The organism is Micromonospora sp. NPDC002575, assembly GCF_042889525.1.
Classification (GTDB): domain Bacteria; phylum Actinomycetota; class Actinomycetes; order Mycobacteriales; family Micromonosporaceae; genus Micromonospora; species Micromonospora carbonacea.
On record NZ_JBIARA010000017.1, the window covers coordinates 51,011 to 74,642 of the forward strand.

General features: G+C 75.6%; 11 protein-coding genes. 8 read left to right on the forward strand and 3 right to left on the reverse strand.

Going from position 1 to position 23,632, the window contains the following annotated elements; genetic code table 11:
* Positions 1–2: 2 nt before the first annotated feature.
* Complete coding sequence (locus ACFYWL_RS23445) at positions 3–323, reverse strand: WXG100 family type VII secretion target (protein WP_386976202.1); 321 nt, start codon at positions 321–323, stop codon at positions 3–5.
* A gap of 274 nt (positions 324–597) precedes the next feature.
* Between ACFYWL_RS23445 and ACFYWL_RS23450 the strand changes: the two genes are divergently transcribed.
* The 5 genes from ACFYWL_RS23450 (at position 598) to ACFYWL_RS23470 (ending at position 18,632) form a co-directional block, all read left to right on the forward strand.
* Positions 598–1,014 (forward strand): YbaB/EbfC family nucleoid-associated protein, encoded by a 417-nt coding sequence (locus tag ACFYWL_RS23450; protein WP_386976205.1) that lies wholly within the window; start codon positions 598–600, stop codon positions 1,012–1,014.
* Positions 1,011–1,808 (forward strand): hypothetical protein, encoded by a 798-nt coding sequence (locus ACFYWL_RS23455; protein WP_386976208.1) that lies wholly within the window; start codon positions 1,011–1,013, stop codon positions 1,806–1,808. The genes ACFYWL_RS23450 and ACFYWL_RS23455 overlap by 4 nt, the downstream gene beginning before the upstream one ends.
* 6 nt (positions 1,809–1,814) lie before the next feature.
* Positions 1,815–16,592 (forward strand): hypothetical protein, encoded by a 14,778-nt coding sequence (locus ACFYWL_RS23460; protein ID WP_386976210.1) that lies wholly within the window; start codon positions 1,815–1,817, stop codon positions 16,590–16,592.
* 196 nt (positions 16,593–16,788) lie between these two features.
* Complete coding sequence (locus tag ACFYWL_RS23465) at positions 16,789–17,850, forward strand: hypothetical protein (RefSeq protein ID WP_386976213.1); 1,062 nt, start codon at positions 16,789–16,791, stop codon at positions 17,848–17,850.
* A gap of 32 nt (positions 17,851–17,882) precedes the next feature.
* Entirely contained in the window at positions 17,883–18,632 is a 750-nt protein-coding gene (locus ACFYWL_RS23470; protein ID WP_386976216.1) for a type VII secretion system-associated protein, read from the forward strand.
* Here ACFYWL_RS23470 and ACFYWL_RS23475 read toward each other — a convergent pair.
* Positions 18,521–19,486, reverse strand: a complete 966-nt coding sequence (locus ACFYWL_RS23475; RefSeq protein ID WP_386976219.1) for a GlcNAc-transferase family protein — start codon at positions 19,484–19,486, stop codon at positions 18,521–18,523. The genes ACFYWL_RS23470 and ACFYWL_RS23475 overlap by 112 nt on opposite strands.
* A 30-nt stretch (positions 19,487–19,516) precedes the next feature.
* Entirely contained in the window at positions 19,517–20,431 is a 915-nt protein-coding gene (locus tag ACFYWL_RS23480) for a BTAD domain-containing putative transcriptional regulator (protein ID WP_386976222.1), read from the reverse strand.
* Positions 20,432–20,776: 345 nt separating this feature from the next.
* Between ACFYWL_RS23480 and ACFYWL_RS23485 the strand changes: the two genes are divergently transcribed.
* From ACFYWL_RS23485 to ACFYWL_RS23495, 3 genes are read left to right on the forward strand one after another with little or no spacing between them, the layout of a single operon-like run.
* Complete coding sequence (locus ACFYWL_RS23485) at positions 20,777–21,598, forward strand: hypothetical protein (RefSeq protein WP_386976225.1); 822 nt, start codon at positions 20,777–20,779, stop codon at positions 21,596–21,598.
* The gene (locus tag ACFYWL_RS23490; protein ID WP_386976228.1) at positions 21,576–22,802 is read left to right on the forward strand and encodes a sensor histidine kinase; all 1,227 of its coding nucleotides are present in this window, start codon (positions 21,576–21,578) and stop codon (positions 22,800–22,802) included. The genes ACFYWL_RS23485 and ACFYWL_RS23490 overlap by 23 nt, the downstream gene beginning before the upstream one ends.
* Complete coding sequence (locus ACFYWL_RS23495) at positions 22,799–23,461, forward strand: LuxR C-terminal-related transcriptional regulator (RefSeq protein ID WP_386976231.1); 663 nt, start codon at positions 22,799–22,801, stop codon at positions 23,459–23,461. Before ACFYWL_RS23490 ends, ACFYWL_RS23495 begins: the two co-directional genes overlap by 4 nt.
* Positions 23,462–23,632 lie beyond the last annotated feature (171 nt).

The following is a 23,632-nucleotide window of genomic DNA, read 5'->3' on the forward strand; positions in this document are numbered from 1 at the left end:
GGTCAGAAGCCCGGCAGCGCCTGCGCGAAGGACGCCGCCGTGGAGGACGCCTCGTCCTCGGCGGCCGAGTAGGACTGGGTGTTGACACCCATGGTCTCCATGATGGTCAGCAGCTCGTTGATCACCTTTTGGAACGCGTTCTCCCAGGCGTCCATGGCCGTGTTGAACTGAGCCGACGCCTCACCGGTCCAGGACGCCTGGAGCATTGCCATCTGGTCGTTGACGTTGCGCAGGTGAGTGGTGAACTCCTCTGCCCGGCTGGCGAACTCCTGGGCCGCCTGCTGCATGCCCGGTTCGTTGGTCTGCACCACTGGCATCGTCACAGCGAATCTCCTCCGAACGGTCGTTCCGCGATGACGCCGCGCGGTCGGTCGTCCGGTTCCGCCGGCGTCGGCGACAGTTTTGCCAATCGACCCTGCCCGTCGGGAGGCTTCCGCCGACGGGACTGCCCGTTCGACGCCCCGGATTGCCTCCCGGCGCCCTGGCGGCACGCTCGGGAAGATCCGCTGCCTGTTCCGCCCTGATCGGTCGTCGGCGCTTTGGCCACGGCCGCCGCCGGCCCTGTACTGGGGGCCGCGTCCGGCGAAGGAGGAGCGCGTGGAGTTCAGCGAGCGCATCGAGAGCCTGTTCCAGCGGTACCAGCAGCAACGCGACGGCCTCGGCGCCCTGCGGCGGCGGATGCGGTCGATCGCCGTCACCCGCACGTCGCCGCGACGCGAGGTGTCCGCGACCGTGGGGCACGACGGCGTCGTCTCGGACATCACTTTCCCCACCAACGCCTACCGCCGGCTCGCGCCGGCCGAGCTGCGCGCCCTGCTCATGCAGACCATCGGGGAGGCGAGGGAGGAGGCCCAGTCGCAGGCCGCGGCGGTCATCGCGCCCCTGCTGCCGGACGGGATGAACGCCCGGGACCTGATCAGCGGCGACGTGGACACCGACACGCTGCTGCCGCCGCAGCCGCGGATGGTCAACAGCGTCCGGCAGCAGCTGGGGCTGGGGAGGGTGTCGGAATGAGCGGCGACCTCTTCGTCGACCCGGAGGGCCTGGGCCGCCTCGGGGAGCAGTACCGTGGCCGGGCGGAGGCGTTCCGCCAGCTCCAGGCGTACATCGAGGCCCTGCGTTACACGTACGGGACCAGTTGGGGCACCGACGACCTGGGCCAGCAGTTCGCCGAGAAGTTCGTCGCCGGGCTGCTCGCGCTGGAGGGCATCGTCGGCGCGGCGGCCGACACGCTCGACTACACGGCCGACGGCCTGACCGTCTCCGGCACGACCTTCCGGGGCGCCGACGACGACGCGTACGGCGCCGGCCGCAGGCTCGGGACCGTCTTCGGGAACCTCCGCCCGAACCCGGTCACCAGCTCCGGCACGGACCACCGTGGCCAGGAGAGGCAACGGCCGGCGCTGCTGCGTACCGTGCCGGACCGACGGGAGCCAGAACAGCTGAGGCCGGGGCTGGTCTTCACCGTGCCGGCGGGCACGCTCAGCTCCTCGGTCCTCGCCCCGGCGCTGCCGCCGGACGCCGAGATCCTGGTCGGCGGCGTGCCGGTGGGCGACCAGCAGCAGGTGGTGTACTTCCGGGAGGTCGCGCCGGGCACCGTGCGGGTGGACACCAGTCACTACCGCGCGATCACCCCCTTGCCGCCCGGGACGGACGTGCGGCTCGACGGCACGCCGTTCGAGGTGAAGGACGGCTACCAGCTGTTCCTGGTGGAACGCGCGCCGGCCGACGTCCCGCCCGCCGTGCACACGTACGTCGACTACCACCCCGACGGCACGTCCGAGCCGTACGGCACGGCTCAGGGATAGCGCCCGATGCCCGACCTGCACATTTCCACCGACCCGGAATGGCAGTGGGTCTACGACGCCATCCTCTACGGCGTCGGCGAGGAGTATCCGGAGGCCGACCCGACCGCCCTGCGCCAGATGGGTGACGAGCTGCTCGCCTTCACCAACACCCTCAACGAGGAGGTGGCCGGGACCGCCGGCCTCGCGGGCAACATGCCCGCGCTCCTGAGCGGCGACGCGGCGCAGGCGTTCGAGCACTTCGCGCAGAGCCTCACCACGAACGTGCCGGTGGCCGGCGACATCTCCACCGCCCTCGGGCAGAGCGCCTACGACTTCGCCCTCGACGCGGAGCAGACGCAGTACAACATCGCCATCGCGATGTTCACCACGCTGTGGGACGTCTTCCTGGCCCTGTCCGGCGGCGCGAGCGCCTTCATGGTGCCGGCCCTGATCCGGACCGGCAGCGAGATCGTCAGCACCCTGATCGCGCAGTTGCGCAGCCGCATCCTGCAACGCATCGCCAACCTGACGTTCGACGCGATCGGCGAGGGTTTCGAGGAGCTGTGGCAGGGCCTGGCCGCCCAGGGCCTCCAGATGGTCGAGGGCAACCGGGACAAGGTCGACGGCGCCGACGTGCTGCTGGACTTCCTCGCGGGCATGCTGATCGGGGCGACGGCGAGCGGCGTGATACAGGCCGGCGCGAAGTGGTTCCCCAAGGTCGGCACCCACCGGTACGGCCAGGAGATCTTCGCGGCAGCCGGCGAGCTCCTCGGCGAGACCTTCCTGTGGGGGATCCTCGGCGGCGACTTCAACCCGGGCGCCACGGTGACCTCGTCCGTCATCACCGGCTTCACCCAGCAGTGGGCCGAGGACGTCGGCCACAGCATCCGCCCCGGGCCGCACTCGGGCGGCGACGGCCCGGGCGGGAACGGCATCGGGGACCCGGCCGGCCTGAACGGCCCGAAGACCGACCAGTCCGGCCCCGGACAGGACCCGTGGCGGCCGGGCGGCGACTCCCCGGAAGAGAAGCCCGGGGCGGACGGGCCGGGCGGCGGCCCGCTCGGGATCGGGCGGGACGGGCACGGATCGCCGCCCCGCGACGACGCGACGACACGCGACGACGAACCGGCGGAACGTCCCGGCCCGCCGCCGGTCACCGGCGAGGACCCGCCCCCGCACGAGCAACCGCCCTCGTACGACGACGTGACGGGGGGCCCGTTCCCGGTGGCGGACGGTGGGCGGCTCGGCGGGCCGGGGCGCGAGCCCGGCGCGCAGCGCACCGGCCCGCCGACGAACGCCGGCGACGATCCGGAGACGCCCTCGGCCACGGGCGGCTCAACGGACCCCACCGCCCGCCGCGACCCCCCGCCCGTCACCCACCCCGTCACCGAGCCCGCGCCCCTGACCCGCGGCGGGACGCCGCCGACCCGCGACGGCGCGCCTGGCGACCCCGCGCCGGTCACCGGCCCACCCGCCACCCACGAGTCCGCCACCCGCCCGCCCACCGGCCCGGGTGACCTGCCCGCCGGCGGGGACACGCCGCCCCTCGACCGGGACGACGCCTCCGGCGGTCCCGAGCACACGCCGCAGCGGCCCGGTGAGCAGCCATCCACCCTCGACCCCGGGCGCGCCGTCCCCGGCGAGACGCCGTCCCCGGTGGGCGACACACCCGGTCCGGCCGATCCGGAGCACCGCATCGGCGACCCGGAGCACCCCTCCGCCCGCCCCGAGCACCCCCCTGCCAACCCGGAGCACCAACCCGCCGGCCCGCAGACCCATCCCGCCGGCCCGGAGGACCGCCCCGCCGGCCCGGAGGCGCGCGCGCACGGCCCCGGCGGCCACGTGCCCCCGCCCGTGGACACCGGCCTGCGGGCCGGCCCGCTCCCTCAGGACGCCGAGGGCGTCACCGCGGGTCACACCGGTGCCCCGCGCGACGTCGGCGGCTCGGCCCCGCTCGGCAGCCCGCCCGTGCTGCCGCCGGGCCAGGCGGACCAGCGGCCCACGGGCCCCGGCCTGCCCGGCGTGGTGACCCAGTTGACGCCCGCCGGCCCGGTCCCGCCGGCCGGTCCGGTGGCCGTGCCGGGGATCGCCACCACCACCGCCACCACGCCGGCCACGACCGCCCCGGCCACCAGCACCGCCGCCCCGGCCACCAGCATTGCCGGCCCGGCCCTGCCGGCCCGCGACGGCACCACCGCGCCCCCGCGCGGAGCCACGACCGGGCCGCCTCGGCCCGGCGGGCACCCCGCTCGCGACGCCGGCCCGCGCACCGCCACCAGCTCCGCCGCCGGGCCTCCACCACAGGTGGCCGACAGCGTCGTCCAGCCGGTCGAGCCGCCGGTCGGGACCGTTACGCCGGGGCCGGTCGCCCCACTGGCCGGGGCGACCCAGCCGACCAAGGCGGCCCAGTCGACCGAGGCCGCCCAGTCGACCCAGCCGACCGAGGCGGCCCAGTCGACCCAGCCGGTGCGGGCCACCGCCGAGCCGCCCCCGCCGACCGGACAGGCGAGCGGCGAGGGCGGGCCCGTACCGGCCGACGGGCCACGGCCGACCCCGACCGACGGGCCACGGCCGACCCCGACCGACGGGCCAGGCGGACCAGCGGCACACGGGTCACAGCCGGTCCCGGCCGGGTGGGCGCTCATCGACCCGTACGACACGACCCACGTCGAGGCCGCCCGCTCGTTCCCCGACCGCGACGGCGAGATCGTCGTCTTCGCGCACGGCACCCCCGACCACCTCGTGCTCGGCGACCGGCGGGTCACGCCCGAACAGCTCGCCGACCTGCTCGGGGCCGACCGTCCACAGCGGATCACCCTGATGTCCTGCGACACGGGTGCGGACGCCGACGGCTTCGCGGCCAAGCTGTCGCGGCTGCTGCCCGGCACGTCGGTCACCGCCCCCACCGGCACGGTCTGGACGACCCCCGGCGGGCACGCGTTCGTCGCGGGCACCGCCTACGGCCCCGACGGACGCCCACGCCCGGCCCAGCCGGACGCCGGCCACGGGTGGCGGACGTTCACCGGTGACGCCACCGGCGACACCCACGTGCAGGAGGCCGGCTCCGACCTGCCGGGCACCCCGCCCCGTCCGGGCGCGGACGCGGTCGGGGACGCCGTCGCGTGGAAGGGCAACGGTCGGCCGTACGCCAACCGACCGGTCCTGGAGACCACCGAGCACCTGATCTTCGCGACCCACCTGGAGGAGCAGCTCGGGGCGTACCTGTACCGACTACCCCGGGTGCGGCGGGCGGCGCGGGCCACCGTGGCGCGGCTACGGGAGGTGCTGGACGCCTTCGACGGTCGTCCCGGCGGCGTGTGGCGCTCGTTCATCAAGGACGACCCGACCAGCGCCGGGCAGGTGGGTGACCGGCTCAGCGCCGCGGAGGTCGACGAGCTGCTGGACGACGGCAACCTGCGCGAGCTGATGACGGCCTTCTACAACGCCGCCTACTTCCACTACGCCTCGCCAGACCCGACCCTGAAGACCGTCGTCCAGGAGCTGTTCGCCGACACGGACTGGGACCGCGCGGCGCAGCTCGGCCTGGACGTGCCGGCCCTGCAACGGCAGCACCAGCAGCTCGACACGCTCTCCGGTGCGCTGATCGGTGGGCTGGCCAAGCTGGTCGGCCGGGGGCACACCTTCGGCGAGGGCGACCCGTTCGCCCTCGGCCGGGTGGCCGGGCAGTCGGGAAAACCGCTGACCGACCTGATCGCGCTCGGCGGCAGCCAGGCCAACCGGATCGCCCGCCACGACGACCAGGCGAACCGTGGGGGGCCCGGCAAGTTCACCCCCACCCGCCTGGCCTCGCTCGGCGCGCCGCTGAGCGACCGGGAGAAGAGGTATCTCGCCGGCCGGGGGCGGCGGCCCTTCACCACCGTCGGGACGGACGGCACCGAGGCGGCCCACGCCGAGCCCGACACCTCGTGGACCGCCGAGGGTTCGCTGGGCGTCGAGATGCCCCTGCCCTGGGTCGGCGGCCGGGCCGGCGTCGTGCTGGACACCAGTTCCCGGCTGGCGTCGGTCTGGTACCGCCGGACCCACCACGAGGCGGGCCTGCCGGTGACCGCCGGCATCTCCGGCACCACGGCCCGGCTCATGATGGCGTTCGAGTGGCTGAAGGTGCCGGGGGTCAGCCGCGAGGACTTCCTGCTGGCCGTCATCGCGTGGATGCTCACCTTCCAGGACCACTCGCTGTACGAGATCCTGCGCGGCGCCGAGATCGTGGGCAGCGGCCACCCGGTGTCCACCATGGCCGCCGACGAGGTGTACGAAGCGCTCGCCGCCCTCGGCGTGCCGGCCCCCGTCCTGCGCCAGGTCGGCGATCCGCAGCACCGGCTGCCGGCGGCCACGCCCGACGGCCTGCCTCCGGCGGTCGACCTGACCGACACGGCGATCCTGGAGCAGCTGCTGCCGCACGAGGCCGCCTACTACGCCAAGGCCCGGGCGGCGCACACCGCCCACGGCTACTCCGCGATGACCTCCGACGAGTTGGACGAGTCCCTGGAGGTGTCGGACGAGCTGGCCAACGCCGCCTACGACGTGGCGACGGCCAAGCAGCTCACCCAGGAGTGGCTGAAATTCAACTCCGTCGACCCGAAGGCCCTCGCCCACCGGCTCACCCGGGCCCACCTGCTCGCCCTACAGGTGTGGACCGGTTCCAACCACAGCCTGATCAACGCGGTCGCCCCCGCCGGCCCGCTCACCGACCTCGCCTCGGAGCTGGTGCTGGAGCACAAGATCCGGGAGGCCGTGGACCTGCTCGTCGATCTCGTAGCGGCCGAGATCCCGACCATCCTCACCAACGACCCGATCCTGCGTGGCCTGCACGACGAGCTGGCCGCCGATCCCGACCGGACGCCGGAACGGGTCGCCGCCGTGCGGGAGCAGGCGCAGGACCGGGGCCGGGAGATCCGGGGCGCCGTCGAGGCCGAGTTGCGGGCGCACTTCGACATGATCGTGGACGCGCTGCGGCAGCTTCCCCCGGCCGACAAGGGCGTCGTGTGGCGCGGGGACTGGGCGGCCGGCGGCCTGGCCAACCAGCTGGGAAAGGTGTTCTCGGCCTACGGCGGGGACGACCTCACCCTCACCGGCCTGAACAGCGCCAGCCGGGACGAGCGCGTCGCCCGGGAGATCCTGACCAAGTACACCAACAGCGCCACGAGCCATCGGGTGCTTATCGGGATCGAGCTGGCCGGCTACGCCGGCCGGGACATCACCCCCTTCTCGGGGAAGCCCACCGAGCAGGAGGTGCTGTTCCTTCCGGGCGCCCGCTTCGCCGTCACGTCCCGCGAGATCGACGAGGCCGCCGGCATCGAAAAGATCATGATGAGGGAGGTGGAGCCCGAAGGGGTCGCCCGGGAGACGCTCGTCGCCGAGGCCAGGCGGTCTCTCGCGGAGGTGTCGGGGCTCGGCGCCGCCGTCCGGGACCTCGCCGAGGACGTCCCGGCCCTGGCGCAGCAGGTGCGGGCGCTGACGCCGCAGTTCACCGCGGCCGTCGCGACGTTCCACGACCTGCTCGACCGGTCCACGGCCCCGGCCGAGGCGACCGACGCCGTGCGGCAGCAACGGGGCAGGGTGCTGGCGGCCCAGCAGGCGACTGCCCGCTACGCGGACGTCATCGCGAGCGCGTGGGCCGTCGTGCGGGACCTGGAGGACCGGGCGCAGGACCCGGGCAACGCCCGGGCGATCGTGACGGAGGCCGAACGGGTCTGGGCCGACCTGCACCAGGCCGGCGAGGACGCCCAGGACCTCTTCGAGGCCATGGAGCACGAGGCGGCGGCCGTCAGCCGGGCCCTCGGCCAGGCGCAGAACGTCCTCTTCGCCGACTTCCAGGCCACGGAGTCGGGGAAGCGCGCCATCGACGAGGCCGGGCAGGCCGTCGACACCATCGAGGACGGCGTCACGCAGATCGCCGCGACCGAGCAGGAGTCCGCCAGGCTCACCCACGGCCTGCCGGCCGACGACGATGACGGACTGCTGATCCGGTCGGGGGCGCTGGCCCGCAACCGCGACGCCGCCACCCGGGCGATGCTGGAGGCCGAGGCGGCGCACGCCCACCTGCCGATGCAGATCCGTGGCCTGGCCGACGATCTCCGGCGGGTCGAGGCGGCGGTCGCCAGCGCGGAGTGGGAGATCGGCAGCGCCGGCTCGGCCCTCGACGCGGTGCGGTCCCTGGCGGAGCAGATCGACTCCCGGTACGACCGGTCGCAGGAGCTGACCCGGTTGATCGACGAACTCGTCGACGACCTCGACGCGCTGGCGTTCGACGCCGCCAACACCTTCGGGCCGGCCGCCTCGCCGCTGGAGGGCGAGCTGACCATCGGCTGGGTCACCGACCCGGTCGTCGACGAGCAGGTCCCCGCCGGGCGGGTCCTGGTCACCGCGTTCGACGGGGCGAACCTGGCCGCCGCCCGGGCGTTCCCCGCGGACGACGACCGGTACGTGATCTTCGCGCACGGCACGCCGCACGAGCTCGACCTCGGCGGGGGGCGGGGCCGCAGCCCGGCGGACGTGGCCCGGCTGATCAGGAACGACCCCGGGTGGCGGGGCAGGCCGATCCTGCTGATGTCGTGTCACACCGCCGCCGACGGCGACACCGGCTTCGCCGCCGCGCTGGCCCGCCTGCTCGACGTGCCGGTCACCGCGCCCACCGGCACCGCCTGGAGCACTCAAGACGGTTCGGCGCTCGTCGCCGGCACCGTCCTCGACGCCGAGGGGCGGCCCCGGCCCGCGCAACCGGGCCCGGACGACGGGTGGCGCACCTTCACCCCCACGCCCGACGGCCTCCTCGCCGTCGACGACCTGGGACCCCGCCTCGCCGGTTCGACGCCGCCCCACGCCGCCGCCCCGGCACCGCCGCACCCGGTCGCCTGGAGTCCCGACAGCCGCCCCTACGGCGCCCGGCCCATCCTCGGCACCGCCGAGTACCGGGAACACGCCACCCGGTTCGAACGCGACCTCGGCGCGCACCTCTATCAGCTCCCCCACGTCCAGCACGCCGCGAAGGCCACGGTCGAACGGCTGCGTGAGGTGCTGGAGGCGTACGCGAACGACGGGCGTCCCGACGGCGTGCGCCGCTCGTTCGTCAAGGACGATCCGACCAGCGCCGGCCAGGTGGGCGACCACCTCACCGACGCGGAGGTCCGTGAGCTGCTGCGCGACGGCAACCTGCGCGAGCTCATGACCGCCTTCTACAACGCCGCCTACTACAACGACGCCAGCGCCGACGCCACCCTCAAGAAGGTCCTCCAGAGCATCGTCGCGGACCAGGACTGGACCCGGGCCGACGCGCTGGGCCTCGACACCGCCGCGCTGCGGAAGCTGCACCAGCAGTTGACCGGCTGGAGGCGCTCCGTCATGCACGGCATCGCGGACATGGTCGGCAGGGGCTACAACTACGCCGTCGACCCCTTCGCCCTCGGAAACATCACCGCCCTGTCGAAGAAGCCGGCCGCCGACACCACCGCCATCACCGCCAGCCAGGCGGGCCGCTCCAACCGGCTCGGCGCGGCCGACTTCGCCAAGAACCTCGGCGTGCCCGGCAAGCTCACCCCCCGGCAGCTCGCCGCCCTCGGCGCCGCGCTCAGCGATCGGGAACGCCGCTACCTCACCGGCCCCGGGCGCAGGGCCTTCACGGTCACCACCGCCGACGGCACCGAGCAGCGCCACGACCAGCCGGAGGGCACCTGGACGGACGAGGGCGCCCTCGGGGTCGAGCTGCCCCTGCCCTGGGTCGGCGGACGCGCCTGGTTCGACAACGACACCACCTCGCTGTGGTACCGCGACACCCACACCAAGACCGGTCTGCCGGTCGTCGCCGGCATCTCCGGCACCACCGCCCGGCTGCTCGCCGCCTTCGCCTGGCTCAAGGTCCCGGGCGTCGCGCCGGAGCACTTCCTGCTGGCCATCGCCGCGTGGATGCTCACCTCCGAGGACCACTCGCTGTACGAGATCCTCCGCGGCGCGGAGATCGTCGACGTCGGGCCCGTCGTGTCGGAGGCGACGAGCGCCGAGGACGTCTACCACGCGCTCGCCACGCTGGGCCTGCCGATCACGACCCTGCGTGGCCTCGCCGACTCCGGCATGCTCCCGCACGAGGCCGCCTACCAGGCCAAGGCGGAGGCAAACGGCTTCAGAAGCCTCGCCCCGGGCCACCTGGCGCGCGCCCGCAGGAGGCAGCACGAGCTGTGGCAGGCATCGAGCCAGCCGCACCTGGCGTCGAGGGCCATGATCGACTGGATCGGCGCGAACGGGATCGACGCGAGGGCGCTGGCCCGGCAGCTCACCCCGGCGCACTTCACCGCGCTCCAGGCGTACACGGGCAGCAACCACAGCCTGCTCAACGCCGTCGCGCCCGCCACCGTCCTGGCCACCGTCGCGTCGGGCCTGCTCCTCGAACGCGCCGTGCGAAGGAGCGTCGACCACCTCGTCGAGGAGGCCCTCGGAGCCGCGGCCAAGGAGATCCCGTCGGCGGTCCGGACGGACCCGACCGTCGTCGAGCTGCTCGGGCAGCTCCAGTCCGACCCCGAGGGACGGGACAAGGCCGAGTCCTACCGGCAGCAGCTCCGCGACCGGGCACGCACCCTGGCGGCCGAGCTCGAACCGGAGATGCGGGCGCACTTCGACATGGCGATCGAGGCCATCCAGCTGCTCCCGCCCGCGACGGGCATGACGGTGTGGCGGGGTGACTGGGCGGTCGGGAAGCTGGGCGACCCGGTGTCGGGGAAACTCGGCCAGTACGGCGGCACCGAGATCACCTTCGGCACGCTCAGCAGCGCGAGCCGGCAGAGCGCGGTCGCGGAGGGGTTCCTGGCGGACTACGCCCCCGACGGCACCAGCCATCCCGTGCTGCTGGAGCTGCGGTTGGACGGCCACTCGGGACGGGACATCACGCCGCTGTCGGCCAAGCCCGCCGAACAGGAGGTGCTCTTCCTGCCCGGCGCCCGGTTCAGGGTGGTCAGCCGCACGACCAACGACCGCTACGAACACATCGTCGTCGAGGAGGTCACGCCGGCCGCCATCGCCCTGCACACCTTCGACACCACCGCCGAGCACGCCCTGTTCGAGCTGACGGGCATCGGCCGCAGCATCGAACGGACCATCGACGCGGTCACCGACCTGGCCGACGCGGCGACCCGGACGGCGACGCAGGTCGACCGGGCCGCCGCCGACATCGCCCCGCCGCACCGGCGGGTGGCCGACCTCGCCCGGCAGGCGCTGACCACCCTCGGCGAGGCGAAGACACTCGACGAGCAGGCCGGACGGGCCCGACAGGCCGCGCTGACCGTCGGCGAGCGGACCCTCGCGGAGATCGCGCCCCTGATCACCGACCGGCAGACGCCGTCGGCGCAGCGGGCCAGACAACGGCGGGACGCGTTGACCCAGGCGCTGCTGGGCGCGATGGCCGCCCGGTCCGCCGCCCAACAGGCCCTGCACCGGGCCCTGCACGCCGCCCAGCAGCTCGACCGGCTCGACAAGGCGACCCGTTACGCGGCCGACGTCGCCTCGCGGGCCGCCGCCCACACCGACGGCGTCGCCCGGCACGCCCGGCAGTCGGAGGCGACGGCCCAGGCCAGCGCCGCCACGATCGCCACCGCCGTCGCCGCCGCGTCCGATCTGGCGAAGCAGGCGGCCGACGGGACGGCGACCGACCCGAGGACCACCGCGATGCTGCTGGCCCGGCACCGGGACGCGGCCGGCAACGCGGCGGCGGACGCCGAGTCGGCCCGGTCCGCCACCGAGGCCGGGATGGCCGACGCCCCCCTCGCCCTCGCCGACGCCATGCGGGCCCTCGCCGAGGCGACGGCCAACGCCGGCACGGCCGAGCAGCACCGCGACCAGCTCGACGCCGCACGCCGGGACGTCGAGCACCACGCGAACGAGGTCGCACGCCTGGACGCGCTCACCGCGCAGGCCGCGGCGGACGCGGTCGACGCGGCCGAGCTCGCCGCCATCGCGGACCTGGCCGACCTCGACGTCGCCCTCGCCGACCTGAGCGCCGAGGTCACCGCCGCGTCGGCCGAGGCGGACCGGCTCGCCGGGGAGTCGCGGCCACACCGCCGCACGGCGGACCTCGATCGTGCGGCGACGGCCGGGATCGCCGCCGCCGAGGCCGCCGAGGGGCAGGTGCGCAAGGCGTACGACGACGCCCGCGCGGCCGTCGAGCTGGCGGCAGGGGAGGTCACCGAACTCGCCGCCAAGGCGCCCGCCGCCAGGCTCCAGCCGGCGCGGGACGCGCAGTCGGCCGCGCAGGACGCCCTCCGCCGGGCCGGGGAGGCGCTGGCCACCGCCACCGGGTCGCTCGACGGGGCCCGGGAGACGGCCGGACGCCTGCACGCGTACGCCGCGGCGGTCCACCCGGCCGTCGCGCAGCTCGACCGGGCCGCGAGCCACGTCACGGAGGCAGCGGCCGAGGTCGCCAGGGCGCAGGCGGCGGCACGGGACGGCGCGGCCCGGATCGCCGCCGCCGAGCCGCACTCGGCCGCCGCCCGCCTGGCCGCCCGCGAGGCATGGGCGGCGTACGCCGCGGCGAGGTCGGCCCACGGCCGGGCGCGGGCCGCGCTCACCGCTGCCGCCGACGGCCTCGCGCGGGCGGACGCGGCGGCGGGCAGCCCCGCGCAGTGGTCGGCCGCCCTCGACACGGCCCTGCCGGAGGTCGCCGGGCAGCAGCGCAGCGCCACCCGGCTCGCCGGGGAGACGGCCGACCTGGCGACCAGGGTCACCACGGCCGCGCAGCAGGCGGCCCGGGAGCCCGTGCCGTGGGCGCGGGGGGACGCGCCCGGCGACGTGGTCGACCTGTCCGTGCCCGCCGGACGGGTGCTGGTGCCGGGCTCGGACCGGGCCAACCTCGACGCCGCCCGCGCCTTCGCGCCCGACCCCGACCGGTACGTCGTCTTCGCGCACGGCACGCCCGGGCACCTCGTCGTCGGCGACCGCCGGATCACGCCCGCGCAGCTCGCCCGGATGATCCAGGACGATCCCGCCTGGGGCGGCCGGCCGATCGTCCTGATGGCGTGCGACACGGCCGCCGCGCCGACCGGGGCGGCGACGCCGTCGGCGAGCTTCGCCGAAACGCTGGCGGGCCTGCTGCCGGGGACCCCCGTCACCGCGCCGAACGGCACGGCATGGCTGGCCGGGGACGGTCAGGCGTTCGTGGCGGGCACCGACTACGACGCCGACGGGCGTCCCCGGCCGGCCCCCAGCACGGAGGCCGACCAGTGGCGGACCGTGACCGTGGATCCGGCGACCGGGCAGGTCGACCTGCGCCCCGACGGGGCGCGCCTGAGCGGGGCGGCGCACCCGGCGGTGGCCGGGCCGGTCAGGTGGGCGCCGTCACCGCCGCCGCCGTCCTGGGAGCAGCAGGCATGGCAGGCGTTCCAGGACCTCCAGGAGGCCCGGGGTTCGGAGCGGCAGGCGGAACGGGAGCAGCAGCTCCAGGCCCTCACCGGCACCCCGGAGCAGCAGCAGAGGCTGCTGCTCATGGTGAGCGACCACGTGATCGAGACGACGAAGAGGCACCTCTACCGCGGCTCGGCGAACCAGGTCGACCACGTGGCCCGCACCGGCGGGCTGACCCACGAGTACCTCGGCAAGGTCCGCAGCGGCGACTACTTCACCCCGGACCAGGATCCGGCCGTGCGCCTGGCCCAGCAGGGCGTGGTCGCCGCGCACCTGCACACCGGCAACTGCGGCGAGAACGCCGCGCTGGCGTTCTCGCTGCTCTGGAAGCTGCTGCCCGGGGTCCGGCTCACCCAGATCAACCACAGCCTCGACCACGCGTTCGTGGTTATCGGCGACCCCGACAGCCCCGACGCGGTGATCTGCGACCCCTGGCCGGTCCAGGCCACCGCGACGACCCGCCGCGACTACTTCATGTCCAACTACGACGGTCAGGACCGCTTCACGGCGGTCTCCGACGGCACGGACCTGCTGGCCCGCGCCGCGTCCACCGTCGACCTGGACGCCCTGGGCGCGGTCATGGACATGGAACGGCCCAGCGTCGACCTCGAGGAACTCACCGGCCAGTTCGGCGACACCCTTCCGCGGGGCCTGTACCGGCACCTGCACACCACCGCCAACCCGCCCCCGCCCCCGCCCGAGGCCGCAGCCACCGGGCCCGGCGACGGCGACGGCGACACCGGGGGCGGCGGCCGGGCCGACGCGGAGTCGGAGTCCGACGCCATGGACACCGAAGACCTCGACGCCGCCTCGGACGACGCGGCGGCCGACGATGCCATGGACGACGCGATGGACGAGGACCCGGACGTGGCCGACTCGGACGACGACGAGGTCGGCGGCCCCGGCGACGACATGGAGCTGGACGACGCCGAGGGCGACGGGATGGACGTCGACCCGCCCGCCGCCGTCCGGTTCGCCGAGTCGCCGGCCACCGCCGGTGCGGGCCCGATCGTGGCCGCCCCCGTGCCCGCCGGCCTCGTCTGGCTGCCGGCCGCCGACACCACCAACCTGGATCTCGCCGCCCGCCACCCGCACGTCCCGGGCCGGTATCTCGTCTTCGCCCACGGCACCCCCACCCACCTCACCGCCGCCGGCGCCACGCTGACCGCCGCCGAACTCGCCGCCCTCATCCGCGCCGACCCGGCCTGGCGTCCCGGGCAGGCCGTCACCCTCGTCAGCTGCGACACCGCCGCCCGACCCGACGGGTTCGCCACCCAGCTCGCCCACCACCTCGGCGTGCCCGTCACCGCGCCCACCCACGCCGCCTGGACCACGCCCGACCACCACACCTTCACGGCGCCCACCGTCTACACCGCCGACGGCCGCCCCCGGCCCGGCGCCACCGACGCCGCCGCCTGGCACCGCATCACCCCCGACGCCGGGACCACCACCAGCGCCGGGCCCCACCTCGACGAGCCGGCGACGGCACCCGGGCCGGCGGCGGTGCCGTGGGGCCCGGCCACGACGCCGGTGACCCCGCGACCGGTGCCGGCCGGGCTGCTCCTCGCCGACGCGGGCGACACCGCCGCCCTCGCCGCCGCGCGACGCTTCCCCGCCCGCGACGACACGTTCGTCGTCTTCGCCGACGGCGACGCGGGCGGGATCGTCGTCGGCGACACGCCGCTGCCAGCCACGCAGCTCGCGGACCTGATCCGAGCGGACCCACGCTGGCTGGGGCGGCCGGTGCTGCTCGTCGCCGGGCACACGGCGGCCGGGTCGGGCGTCGCCGAGCAGCTCGCCCGGCTGCTGCCCGGCACACCCGTCACCGCCCCGGAGGGTACGGCGTGGACCACGTCGGACGGCCGGGCGTTCGTCGCGCCCGCCCGGGACGGGGACGGCCGGGGCGGGGACGGCCGGGGCCGACCGGCGGAATCCACCACCGCCGACCGGTGGAAGACGTTCACCGTCGCCCCGGCCACGGGCCTGACGAGTGAGGAGTTCCGCGCCGCCGCGCTGCTCCCGGCGGCGTCGACAGCAGCCGTGCCGGCCGGCGGGGAGGACCCGGTCTCCTGGGACGTGTCGACGGCCGGACCGGGCGCGCCGGACCCCACCGGCGACACCGGCCTGGGCATCGGCGACACCGAGAACCTCGTGCTCAGGGACGACTCGGGGAAGGTGGTCGCCGTCGTCTTTCCCGTCCGGCCCCGCGACCGTGAGCACATGCCCGAGAGCGTGGCGGTGATCGATCGGGACGACGCTCTGGAGTCCTACACGCAGACCACCAGCCTCCAACCGGACAGCGAGGAGCAGGAGCTGCCGATGCCCTTCGGCGGACGGCGGGCGTTCGGCGGACGGGAACCGGTGTACGTCTACACCCAGGGGAACCCGACGAGGTTCGCGGTGGCGTTGCGCGGCGGCGGCACCAGGCTCCTCACGGGCGGGGACTTCGCCGCCCTCGTCCGGCAGACCGGCGCGTTGCGGCGGGCGCGTTCCGGGGCGCTGGCGCCCATCCTGTTCCTGTCGTCCTCCAGCGCCCGATACCCGGGCCCGGGCGGCGCCGCGCACGACTTCTTCCGGCAGGTGCAGGAGTGGGGACATCTCGGCGAGGCGTTCGGGCCGACCCAGCGGCTGGAGCCGTCCGTCTTCGGCAAGAACAAGATCACCGTCAGCGACATGGGGATGTACGTGCAGATCCCCCAGTCGCCGGGCGGCACCGTCCCGACGCCGCCGACGGCCCCGGCCGCGCCCCTGGCCGTCACCGCGCCGACCGCCGCCGACCAGCCGACCAGGCGGGGACAGCCGCTGACCATCGACGACGTCGAGCACGTCGTCGTGCACAAGGCGGGGAAGGTCGTCGGCATCGTCTTCCCGATCCAGGGCAGCACCAGGATCTGGTACGAGTTCCAGGAGGTCGCCGAGGACGATCCGCTGGACCACTACGCCCAGACCAGCGACGGCGACCCCGACAGGTTCCAGCAGGAGCTGCCGACCCCGTTCGGCGGTCGCGCGGGGCTCGGCCAGCGGCAGCTGTTCTACATCAGTGCCCACGCCGACCCGACGAGCTTCCTCGTCCGGCTGGCGGCCAGCGGCGCGCACCGCAAGCTCAGGGGCAACGAGCTGGCGTTCCTGGTGTGGCAGTCCGGCGCCCTCCTGCGGGCACCCTCCGGCCGGCAGGCGCCGCTGCTGTTCGTGTCGTGCAGCGGCGCGCGCTACCCCGGGCCGGGCGGCGCGGTGTACGAGTTCGTGCGCAGCGTCCAGTCGTGGGGACACGACGGCGAGGCGTACGGCGGCACGCAGACCACGTGGGTGTCGCTCACCGACAAGCACAAGATCACCGTGTCCGACATGGGGATGCTCGTGACGTTCCCCGGCTCCGGCCGGCCGGCCGGTGGGCCGCCAACCTGATGCGGACGCCCGGCCGCCGGCCCGCCCGGCCGGGGCACGGTGCGGCCGGGGCACGGTGCGGCCGGGGCACGGTGCGGCCGGGGCACGGTGCGGTCGGGCAGTCCGCCACGATGTCGGGGCAACGATCCGCGGGCACGGCTCGCGGGACGCCGTGCCGCCGTAGGTTGAGGCGCAACGACAGGACGGGAGGCAGGCGATGACCGCAACGACGACGCTCGGGCGTTACCACGAACTGCTGCTCAGGCTGGCCGGACGGGTGTCGGACGTGGTCGTCACGGGAGCCCGGCAACGGCTGTCCGAGGGGCGCGTCGAGGACGTGGCCCGGGCGCTGCGCGCCGCCGTCGGGTCGGGCCGGCTGACCGTCGACGCCGCCGAGGCGGCGCTGCTGGCCGACGCCCTGCCGGACGTCGACGATCCCGCCCCGTCGGGCGCCGCGCGGGTGGCGGCCCTGCCGGCGTACGCCTTCGCGCCGCTGCTGCCCGGGGCTTCCGCCGCCGTGCCGGTGGTGCTGGACCTCACGGCGACCGCGGCCGTCGACGGTGGCCCGGACGCGGCGGCCGTCGCGGCGGCGGCCACCACGCCGGGGGCCGTCGGCCTGTGGCGGGCGTGGCGGGCGCCCAACGCCACGAACCCGGGCCGGCCGGTGCCGGTCTACCTGCTGGAGACCACGGCGGCGCCCGGTGACCGGCCCGGCGTCGCCGCCGCCGTCCAGGGCGTGCTGTGGGCCGCCGGGGTCGAGCACCCGCAGGTCGAGGTGTACGGCCCGGCGACCGCGCTGCCGCCGTACCAACGGCTCGCGCGCGGCCGTTCGGCGCTGCTGTGGGCCGCGCGGCCCGCCGGCCCGGTCACGGTCGCCCGGGTCTTCGACCGGGTCGACCCGGTCGCCGGGCCCCGCTTCGATCCCGGCCACGAGGTGCTGCCAACCGGCGCGGAGCGGGAACGCGTCCTGTCCTACCTACGCGCCGGGCACGTGCTGATGGCGACGACCGCCGGCGCGCCCGACGTCGTCGAGCCGCGGCGCGGCGACGTGGTGCCGATGAGCTACCGCACCGACGGGGCCTGGATCTGGACCGACACCGTGGCGTACTACCTGGAGAGGTACGGCCTGAGCCCCGACGTCGAGCTGATGGCGCACCTGCGGTCGGCCGGTGACCCACCCGTCGTCGACTCGGTGGCCGCGCACCGCGCGATGGTGGCGCTCACCGCTCCCGTCGAGCAGCCGCCCGCCTGGACCGTCGCCGCGGCTCCGGCCCGGTGAGGCGGGTGCCGCCGACGCGCACGGCCGCCGGGATGCAGCCTGGGCAGCCGCACGACGCCGCGCACTACTTCCTCCTGCTGGACCCGGACTGGGAGCCGGGGCCGGGCGCGGAGGTGCCGCCGCTGGAGGTGGTCGTCGGCGGGTGGCCGGTGACCGACGGCGGCGACATCGGGGCGTTCCGGGCGAACCCCGGCTATCTGCCGCGCGACCGGAACGCCCCGACGGACCCGTTGGACGCCGTGCTGCGGCTCGTCATGTCCCACCGGGCCGACGCGGAACAGTTGCAGCTCGTCCTCCGCGACTCGGCCTTCGACATCGGCGTGGACGGCGACGGGCGGCCCCTGGTCGTGCGGTCCCCCGACGGCGTGCCCTGCGTGGTGGTGGCGACCGCGCCCGCGCACCGGGCCCGCAGCGCGCCGCCGGCGTGGCGTCGCGGCGACCCCGACGACCTGGTGACCCTGCTGGTCGACGGCGTCGACGTGCTGGTCAACCCCGGTGGCCCGGCCACGACCCGGCTGACCGGCGAGTTCGTCCGCGAGACGGTGCTGATGACCGACGCGGAGGTGAGCGCCGCTGCCGGGCGCTGCCTGCGCGCCGACGACCGCGTCGCCGTCGTCCGGTGGGACGCTCCCCCGGCCGACGGCGACGCGGCCCGCTTCGGCGGCGGCGCTCAGCCGGCCGTGCCGGCGCCCACCGGGGCCCCGGACGACGGCTCCACGCCCGCCCGGCACTCGGGCGAGCTGACGCCGGAGCGGAAGCCGATCCCCGCGTACCGTTCGTAGTCGGCGACGGTGCGCACCGGGCCGCACCCCCAGGGGCCCGGCGTCGGGTTGCGCAGCATGGTCACGACCCGGCGGCGGCTCGCCCGGTCCCGCGCCCACCAGGGCTTGCCCGCCCCGGGCTCGGTGTGGTCGGTCCAGTGCTTCGCGTCCTCCTGCCGCAGGTAGTAGTGCCAGGCCAGCAGGTCCGGCAGGTGGAACAGGTCGTAACCCCAGGTGTACGCGCGGACGGTCAGGCTGATCTCCTCGCCCATGAAGTAGACCCTCGGGTCGTACGGAACCTCGGCGACGAACGACCCGGGCGCGAAGAGGAAGTGCGCCGAGACGAACCGCGCCCGGGGCGGGGCGGCAAGCTGCTGCCAGCCGTCGATGGCCCGTTGGCCGAACAGCGGGATGCCGTCGTCGGTGAAGCTCTCGCACACCATCACGGTCGGCTCGCCCGTGCCGTCGCAGTCGGCGCCCGGCTCGTAGGCCGGCAAGTACGACGTGACGATGGGCTTCGCCGAGCCGGTGGCCGCCGCGTGCCGCAGGACCCTGCTGTCCCAGCCGGGCGCGAACCGGGTGTGGCTGTCGATCTGGAGGAAGTGGTCCTCGCCGTCGTAGAGCCGCATGACCTCGGCGCGGGCCCAGCAGGCGCCCCGGCTCTCGGCCGCGTCGAACTCCACGATCCTGATCCGCGCGTCGCCGCGCAGCGCGGAGATGTCCTCTCCGTCGGCGTGCTGCCAGTTGACCCCGATGCGGAGGCGCTCGGGCCGGTCGGCCTTGGCCAGGCAGTCCTGGACGGTGGCGACGAGCTCCGGGTCACGGTACGAGGCCACGGACACGAAGATCGTCCTGTTGGTGGCCGGTTCGGTCATTCCTGCTCCCTGGTTGGTCTGGCTCCTCGGTCAGGCCGTGCGCGCCGGGGCGAGGTCGTGCCGGAACGGGACGGCGTGGTCGCGGCCGTGGCCGCGCGCCGCCGACGCCGGGGCGGCCTCGGCCCGGGCCGACGGACGCACGCCCGCCGCCAACACCCGGCGGTACGCGGCGCGCAGGGCCGGGCCGGGCTCGACGCCGAGCTCCTCCCGCAGGGTGCGCCGCAGCCGCTGGAAGACCACGAGGGCGTCGGCGTGCCGGCCGGCCCGGTGCAGCGCCCGGATCAGCAGCTCGTGGACGGGTTCGTGCAGGCAGTTGGCGCGGGCCAGGCCCGCCAGCTCGGCCACCAGCCCGTCGTCGCGGCCACGCTCGAGCAGCAGCCGGGCCCACTGCTCGGCGGCGGCCAGCCGCAGCTCGGTCAACCGCTCCCGCTCCCACTCCAGGTGCGGCGCGCGGAGCCCGGCGTAGGGGTCGCCGTGCCACAACCGCAGCGCGTCGCCCAGCCGTCCGATGGCGCCCTCGGCGTCCCCGGCGGCCACCAGCGCCGCCGCCTCGGCCCGCCACCGCTCGAACACCGCCGCGTCGAGCGCGTCGCCGGGCAGGCGCAGCACGTAGCCGTGCGGCGTGGAGGTGAGCAGGTCGCTGGCCGGGGGGCGGTCCGGGTCCGGTTGCAGCCGGCGGCGCAGCCCGCAGACGTACGTGTAGACGCTGCCGACCGCCGTGGCCGGTGGGGAGGCGCCCCACACCGCCTCGACCAGCTCGTCCCGGCCGACCGCCCGGCCGGCGCGGGCGGCGAGCACCGCGAACACGGCCCGCTGCCGCGCCGGGCCGAGGTCGATCTCACCGCCGTGCACCCAGGCGCGCAGCCGGCCCAGGACCGACACCCGTAGCCGCACCCCAGCCGCGTCGCCGACGGCGACCGCATCCGTCCGTTCTGTCCTCACCATTGCTGACCGCCTTTGCGCAGCTTCGACGAACCGTCCTCCCGGCCGCGGCCGGGCGGACGCCGGAAACATAGGTCAGCGGCGCGCGGCGACGATGGGTCCAAGTGCCCACCGTGGCCGTTGTCGGGGACCCAATTCGCGGGCCCCGCCGCCGTCGCGCAATGGCGTCGCCGAATCTCCGGACGACGGTTTCCGGCGGCTCCGCGCCGTTCGTGTCCATGCTGGACATCGGCCGGAAACAGCCGGGTCAACCTGCGTCGGCTCGACTTGCTCCGCTTCCTCGGCGGCCGGTATCGTGCCCGAATCATGGGAGTGGGGGACGACGCGGGCGGGGACGGATCGTCCACTGTGGACGTCGGCGGAGCCGACCGTCACATCCTCCCCCGGGGCGCGCCCCGGCGTCGCGTCCAGCTCGGCGCGCTCCTCATCGGCGTCGCCGTGGCGACGATCGCCCTGCCGTCCCTGGTCATGGGCCCCGACGACGACGGACCGGCCGCGACGGGCCCACCGCCGATGGCGCTGTCCGCTCCGGCGGGCACGCCCACCGGCCCACCGACCCCGCCGGGCTCACCGACCGCGCCCGGCCCGCCGACCCCGGCCGCCGCGTCGCCGGGTTCCGGCGCGGCCACACCCACCGCCGGCCGTCCCGCGTCGCGTCGCGACGCCGGGCCGAACGCGTCGGGCCCGACGTCCCGATGCGCCGCCACAGCCGGGGGCGACGACGTCGTCCTCACCGCCGGGGTCTCCTGCGGCATCTACGACGTCGGCTTCGGCAACGGTTGGCGGGCCACCGGCCACGGCCTGAAGCTCCTGCCCGGCTGGAAGGTCCCGGAGACCGACGAGGTCGCCCTCCGGGTGGAGCGCACCCGGCCGGGGCTGCCGCAGACCGAGATGGCGCTGGTCGCCGCCCGGCCCGTCCGCATCGACGGCGACGACGTGCTGCGGTTCCGGGTGTGGGGAGGCCGGGACTACGGCACCGTCCTCAGGGTCTCCGCCGGGCACGGCACGGTCACCGTCAGCGCCCGCGCGGACCGGTGGACCAACTACTCGGTCCGGCTGGGCCAGTTGACCGACGCCGCCTCGCTGACCCGCATCGACCTGGTGGTGGCCGCCGACGAGGTCCCACACGTCAACCGGTTCTACCTCGATGACATCGCCATCGTCGGCTGACCGGGTCCACTCCGCCACGCAGGTCGAGCGGCTGGCGGCGGTGGCCGCGCTGTGCCGCGCCGTCCTGCTCGGGCGGGCCGTCGTCACGGTCACCGCCTCGGCGGCCGGCCTGCTGATCGTCGACCGCCCGGACCGGCTGCTGATGGTGATCGGGCTCGTCGTGCTGTCGACCGCCGTCGAGGTGGCGGTGCTCTCCCGGCGTCCCCACTACGTACGCTTCGTCGGCTCCGCCCTCGCCATCGACGCGCTGCTGCTCGGCGCGGTTCTCGCGCTCCAGGCCGGCGGCGCGGCGTTCTTCCTGTTCGCCGCCGGCGGCGCCGCCCTGGCCGGGGTCCTGCTGGGCACCCGCGCCTGGCCGCTGTGGGCGGTGGACGCGCTCCTCGGCTTCATCGCGGCGGCGCGGATCCTGCGCGCCGACGACGTGCCGTCGGAGGTGTCCGCGTTCGTGGTGGCGTTCCCGATGGCGACCGTCGTGACCGGGATCGTCGCCGCGTGGGTGACGCAGGCGACCGTGCGGCACGTGGACATGCTGGTCGACATCATCGGGGTCGCGCAGCGCTCGGCGGCGGCCTCCGAGCGGGCCCGGCTGGCCCGGGAGCTGCACGACTCGGTGGCGAAGACGCTGCGCGGCGTCTCCCTCGCCGCCCTGGCCCTGCCGGCGTCGCTGCGCAGCGGCCCGGAGCTGGCCGAACAGCTCGCCAACGTCGTCGCGGCCGGTGCCGACGCCGCCGCCGGCGAGGCGCGTGACCTGATCGAGGGGCTCCGCCTCGACGACGCCGACCAGGACTTCCCCGGCTGCCTCGACCGGATCTGCCGGGAGTGGTCGGCGGCCACGGGGACGCCGGTGCGGCTCACCACCGAGGACGTCGACCCCACGGCGACCGTGCGCTACGAGTTGAGCCGGATCCTGCGGGAGGCGCTGCACAACGTCGAGCGGCACGCCGAAGCCGGCCGGGTGACGGTCGGCCTCGCGCGCACCGGCGCGGTCCTGCGGCTGACCGTCGAGGACGACGGGAAGGGCTTCGAGGTGCCGGCCGACCTCGCCGAGCTGCGCGCCACGGGCCACTACGGCCTGCTGGGGATCGCCGAACGGGCGCGCACGATCGGCGGCACGGCCACGGTGCGCTCCAGCCCGGGGCGCGGCGTGACGATCGAGGTCGGCGTGCCGCGGTTCGCGCCGGTCCCCGCGTACCGACCCGCATGATCGACCTCGTCGTCGTGGACGACAACCCGATCGTCCGGGCGGCCGTGCGGGGCTTCCTGGCCGGTGCGTCCGACGTGCGGATCGTCGGCGAGGCGTCCGACGGGCGGGCGGCGGTGCGGCTGGTGACCAGCCTGCGCCCGGACGTGACGCTGCTCGACTACCGCATGCCGGTCGCCGACGGGCTGGCGGTCGTCGGCGACCTGAGCGCGCACACCAGGGTCCTGGCGTTGACCAGCGACACCGACCCGGAGACGGTGTCCGGGATGCTGCGCGGCGGGGCCGGCGGCTACCTGGTCTGGGGCCAGTTCCGGCCGGACGACCTGCTCCACGCCATCCGGGAGGTCGCCGCCGGGGGAAGCTGGCTGTCGCCCACCGCGGCCTCGGTCGCGGTCACCGCGCTGCGCCGGCACGGGCCCCACCCGGACGACGCCGGGGCCCGCGACCTGGCCCGACAGTCGGCGCTGCGCAGGTACGGACTGTCCCGGCGCGAACAGGAGGTGCTCGACCTGCTGGGCACCGGCATCACCAACGCCGCCATCGGCCGCCGGCTAGGGCTCACCGAGAAGACCGTGAAGAACCACCTCAACCACATCTTCGCCAAGCTCGGCGTCCAGAACCGCACCGAGGCCGTCCTGCTCTGGCTCGACCACGCCCACTGATCCACCGCGCCGCCCCCACGGTGTGATTCTGCGCCGTCCCGGGGCCCGCGCTCGTCCGGGCGGGCGCTCGCGTGCAGTCATGTTGCGCGCTCGTACCTCCCCGTCGCCGGGGCGCAGACCCGGCCGGGCCACCGCTTGTACGGTCCGGTTGCCGCGTGGCCCCCGCAGCGG

Excerpts from the sequence above, each read along its gene's own strand:
- ACFYWL_RS23465 (WP_386976213.1), top strand. The coding sequence starts at position 16,789 with ATGACCGCAACGACGACGCTCGGGCGTTACCACGAACTGCTGCTCAGG.
- ACFYWL_RS23495 (WP_386976231.1), top strand. The coding sequence starts at position 22,799 with ATGATCGACCTCGTCGTCGTGGACGACAACCCGATCGTCCGGGCGGCC.
- ACFYWL_RS23460 (WP_386976210.1), top strand. The coding sequence starts at position 1,815 with ATGCCCGACCTGCACATTTCCACCGACCCGGAATGGCAGTGGGTCTAC.
- ACFYWL_RS23455 (WP_386976208.1), top strand. The coding sequence starts at position 1,011 with ATGAGCGGCGACCTCTTCGTCGACCCGGAGGGCCTGGGCCGCCTCGGG.
- ACFYWL_RS23490 (WP_386976228.1), top strand. The coding sequence starts at position 21,576 with ATGACATCGCCATCGTCGGCTGACCGGGTCCACTCCGCCACGCAGGTC.
- ACFYWL_RS23480 (WP_386976222.1), bottom strand. The coding sequence starts at position 20,431 with ATGGTGAGGACAGAACGGACGGATGCGGTCGCCGTCGGCGACGCGGCT.
- ACFYWL_RS23475 (WP_386976219.1), bottom strand. The coding sequence starts at position 19,486 with ATGACCGAACCGGCCACCAACAGGACGATCTTCGTGTCCGTGGCCTCG.
- ACFYWL_RS23470 (WP_386976216.1), top strand. The coding sequence starts at position 17,883 with ATGCAGCCTGGGCAGCCGCACGACGCCGCGCACTACTTCCTCCTGCTG.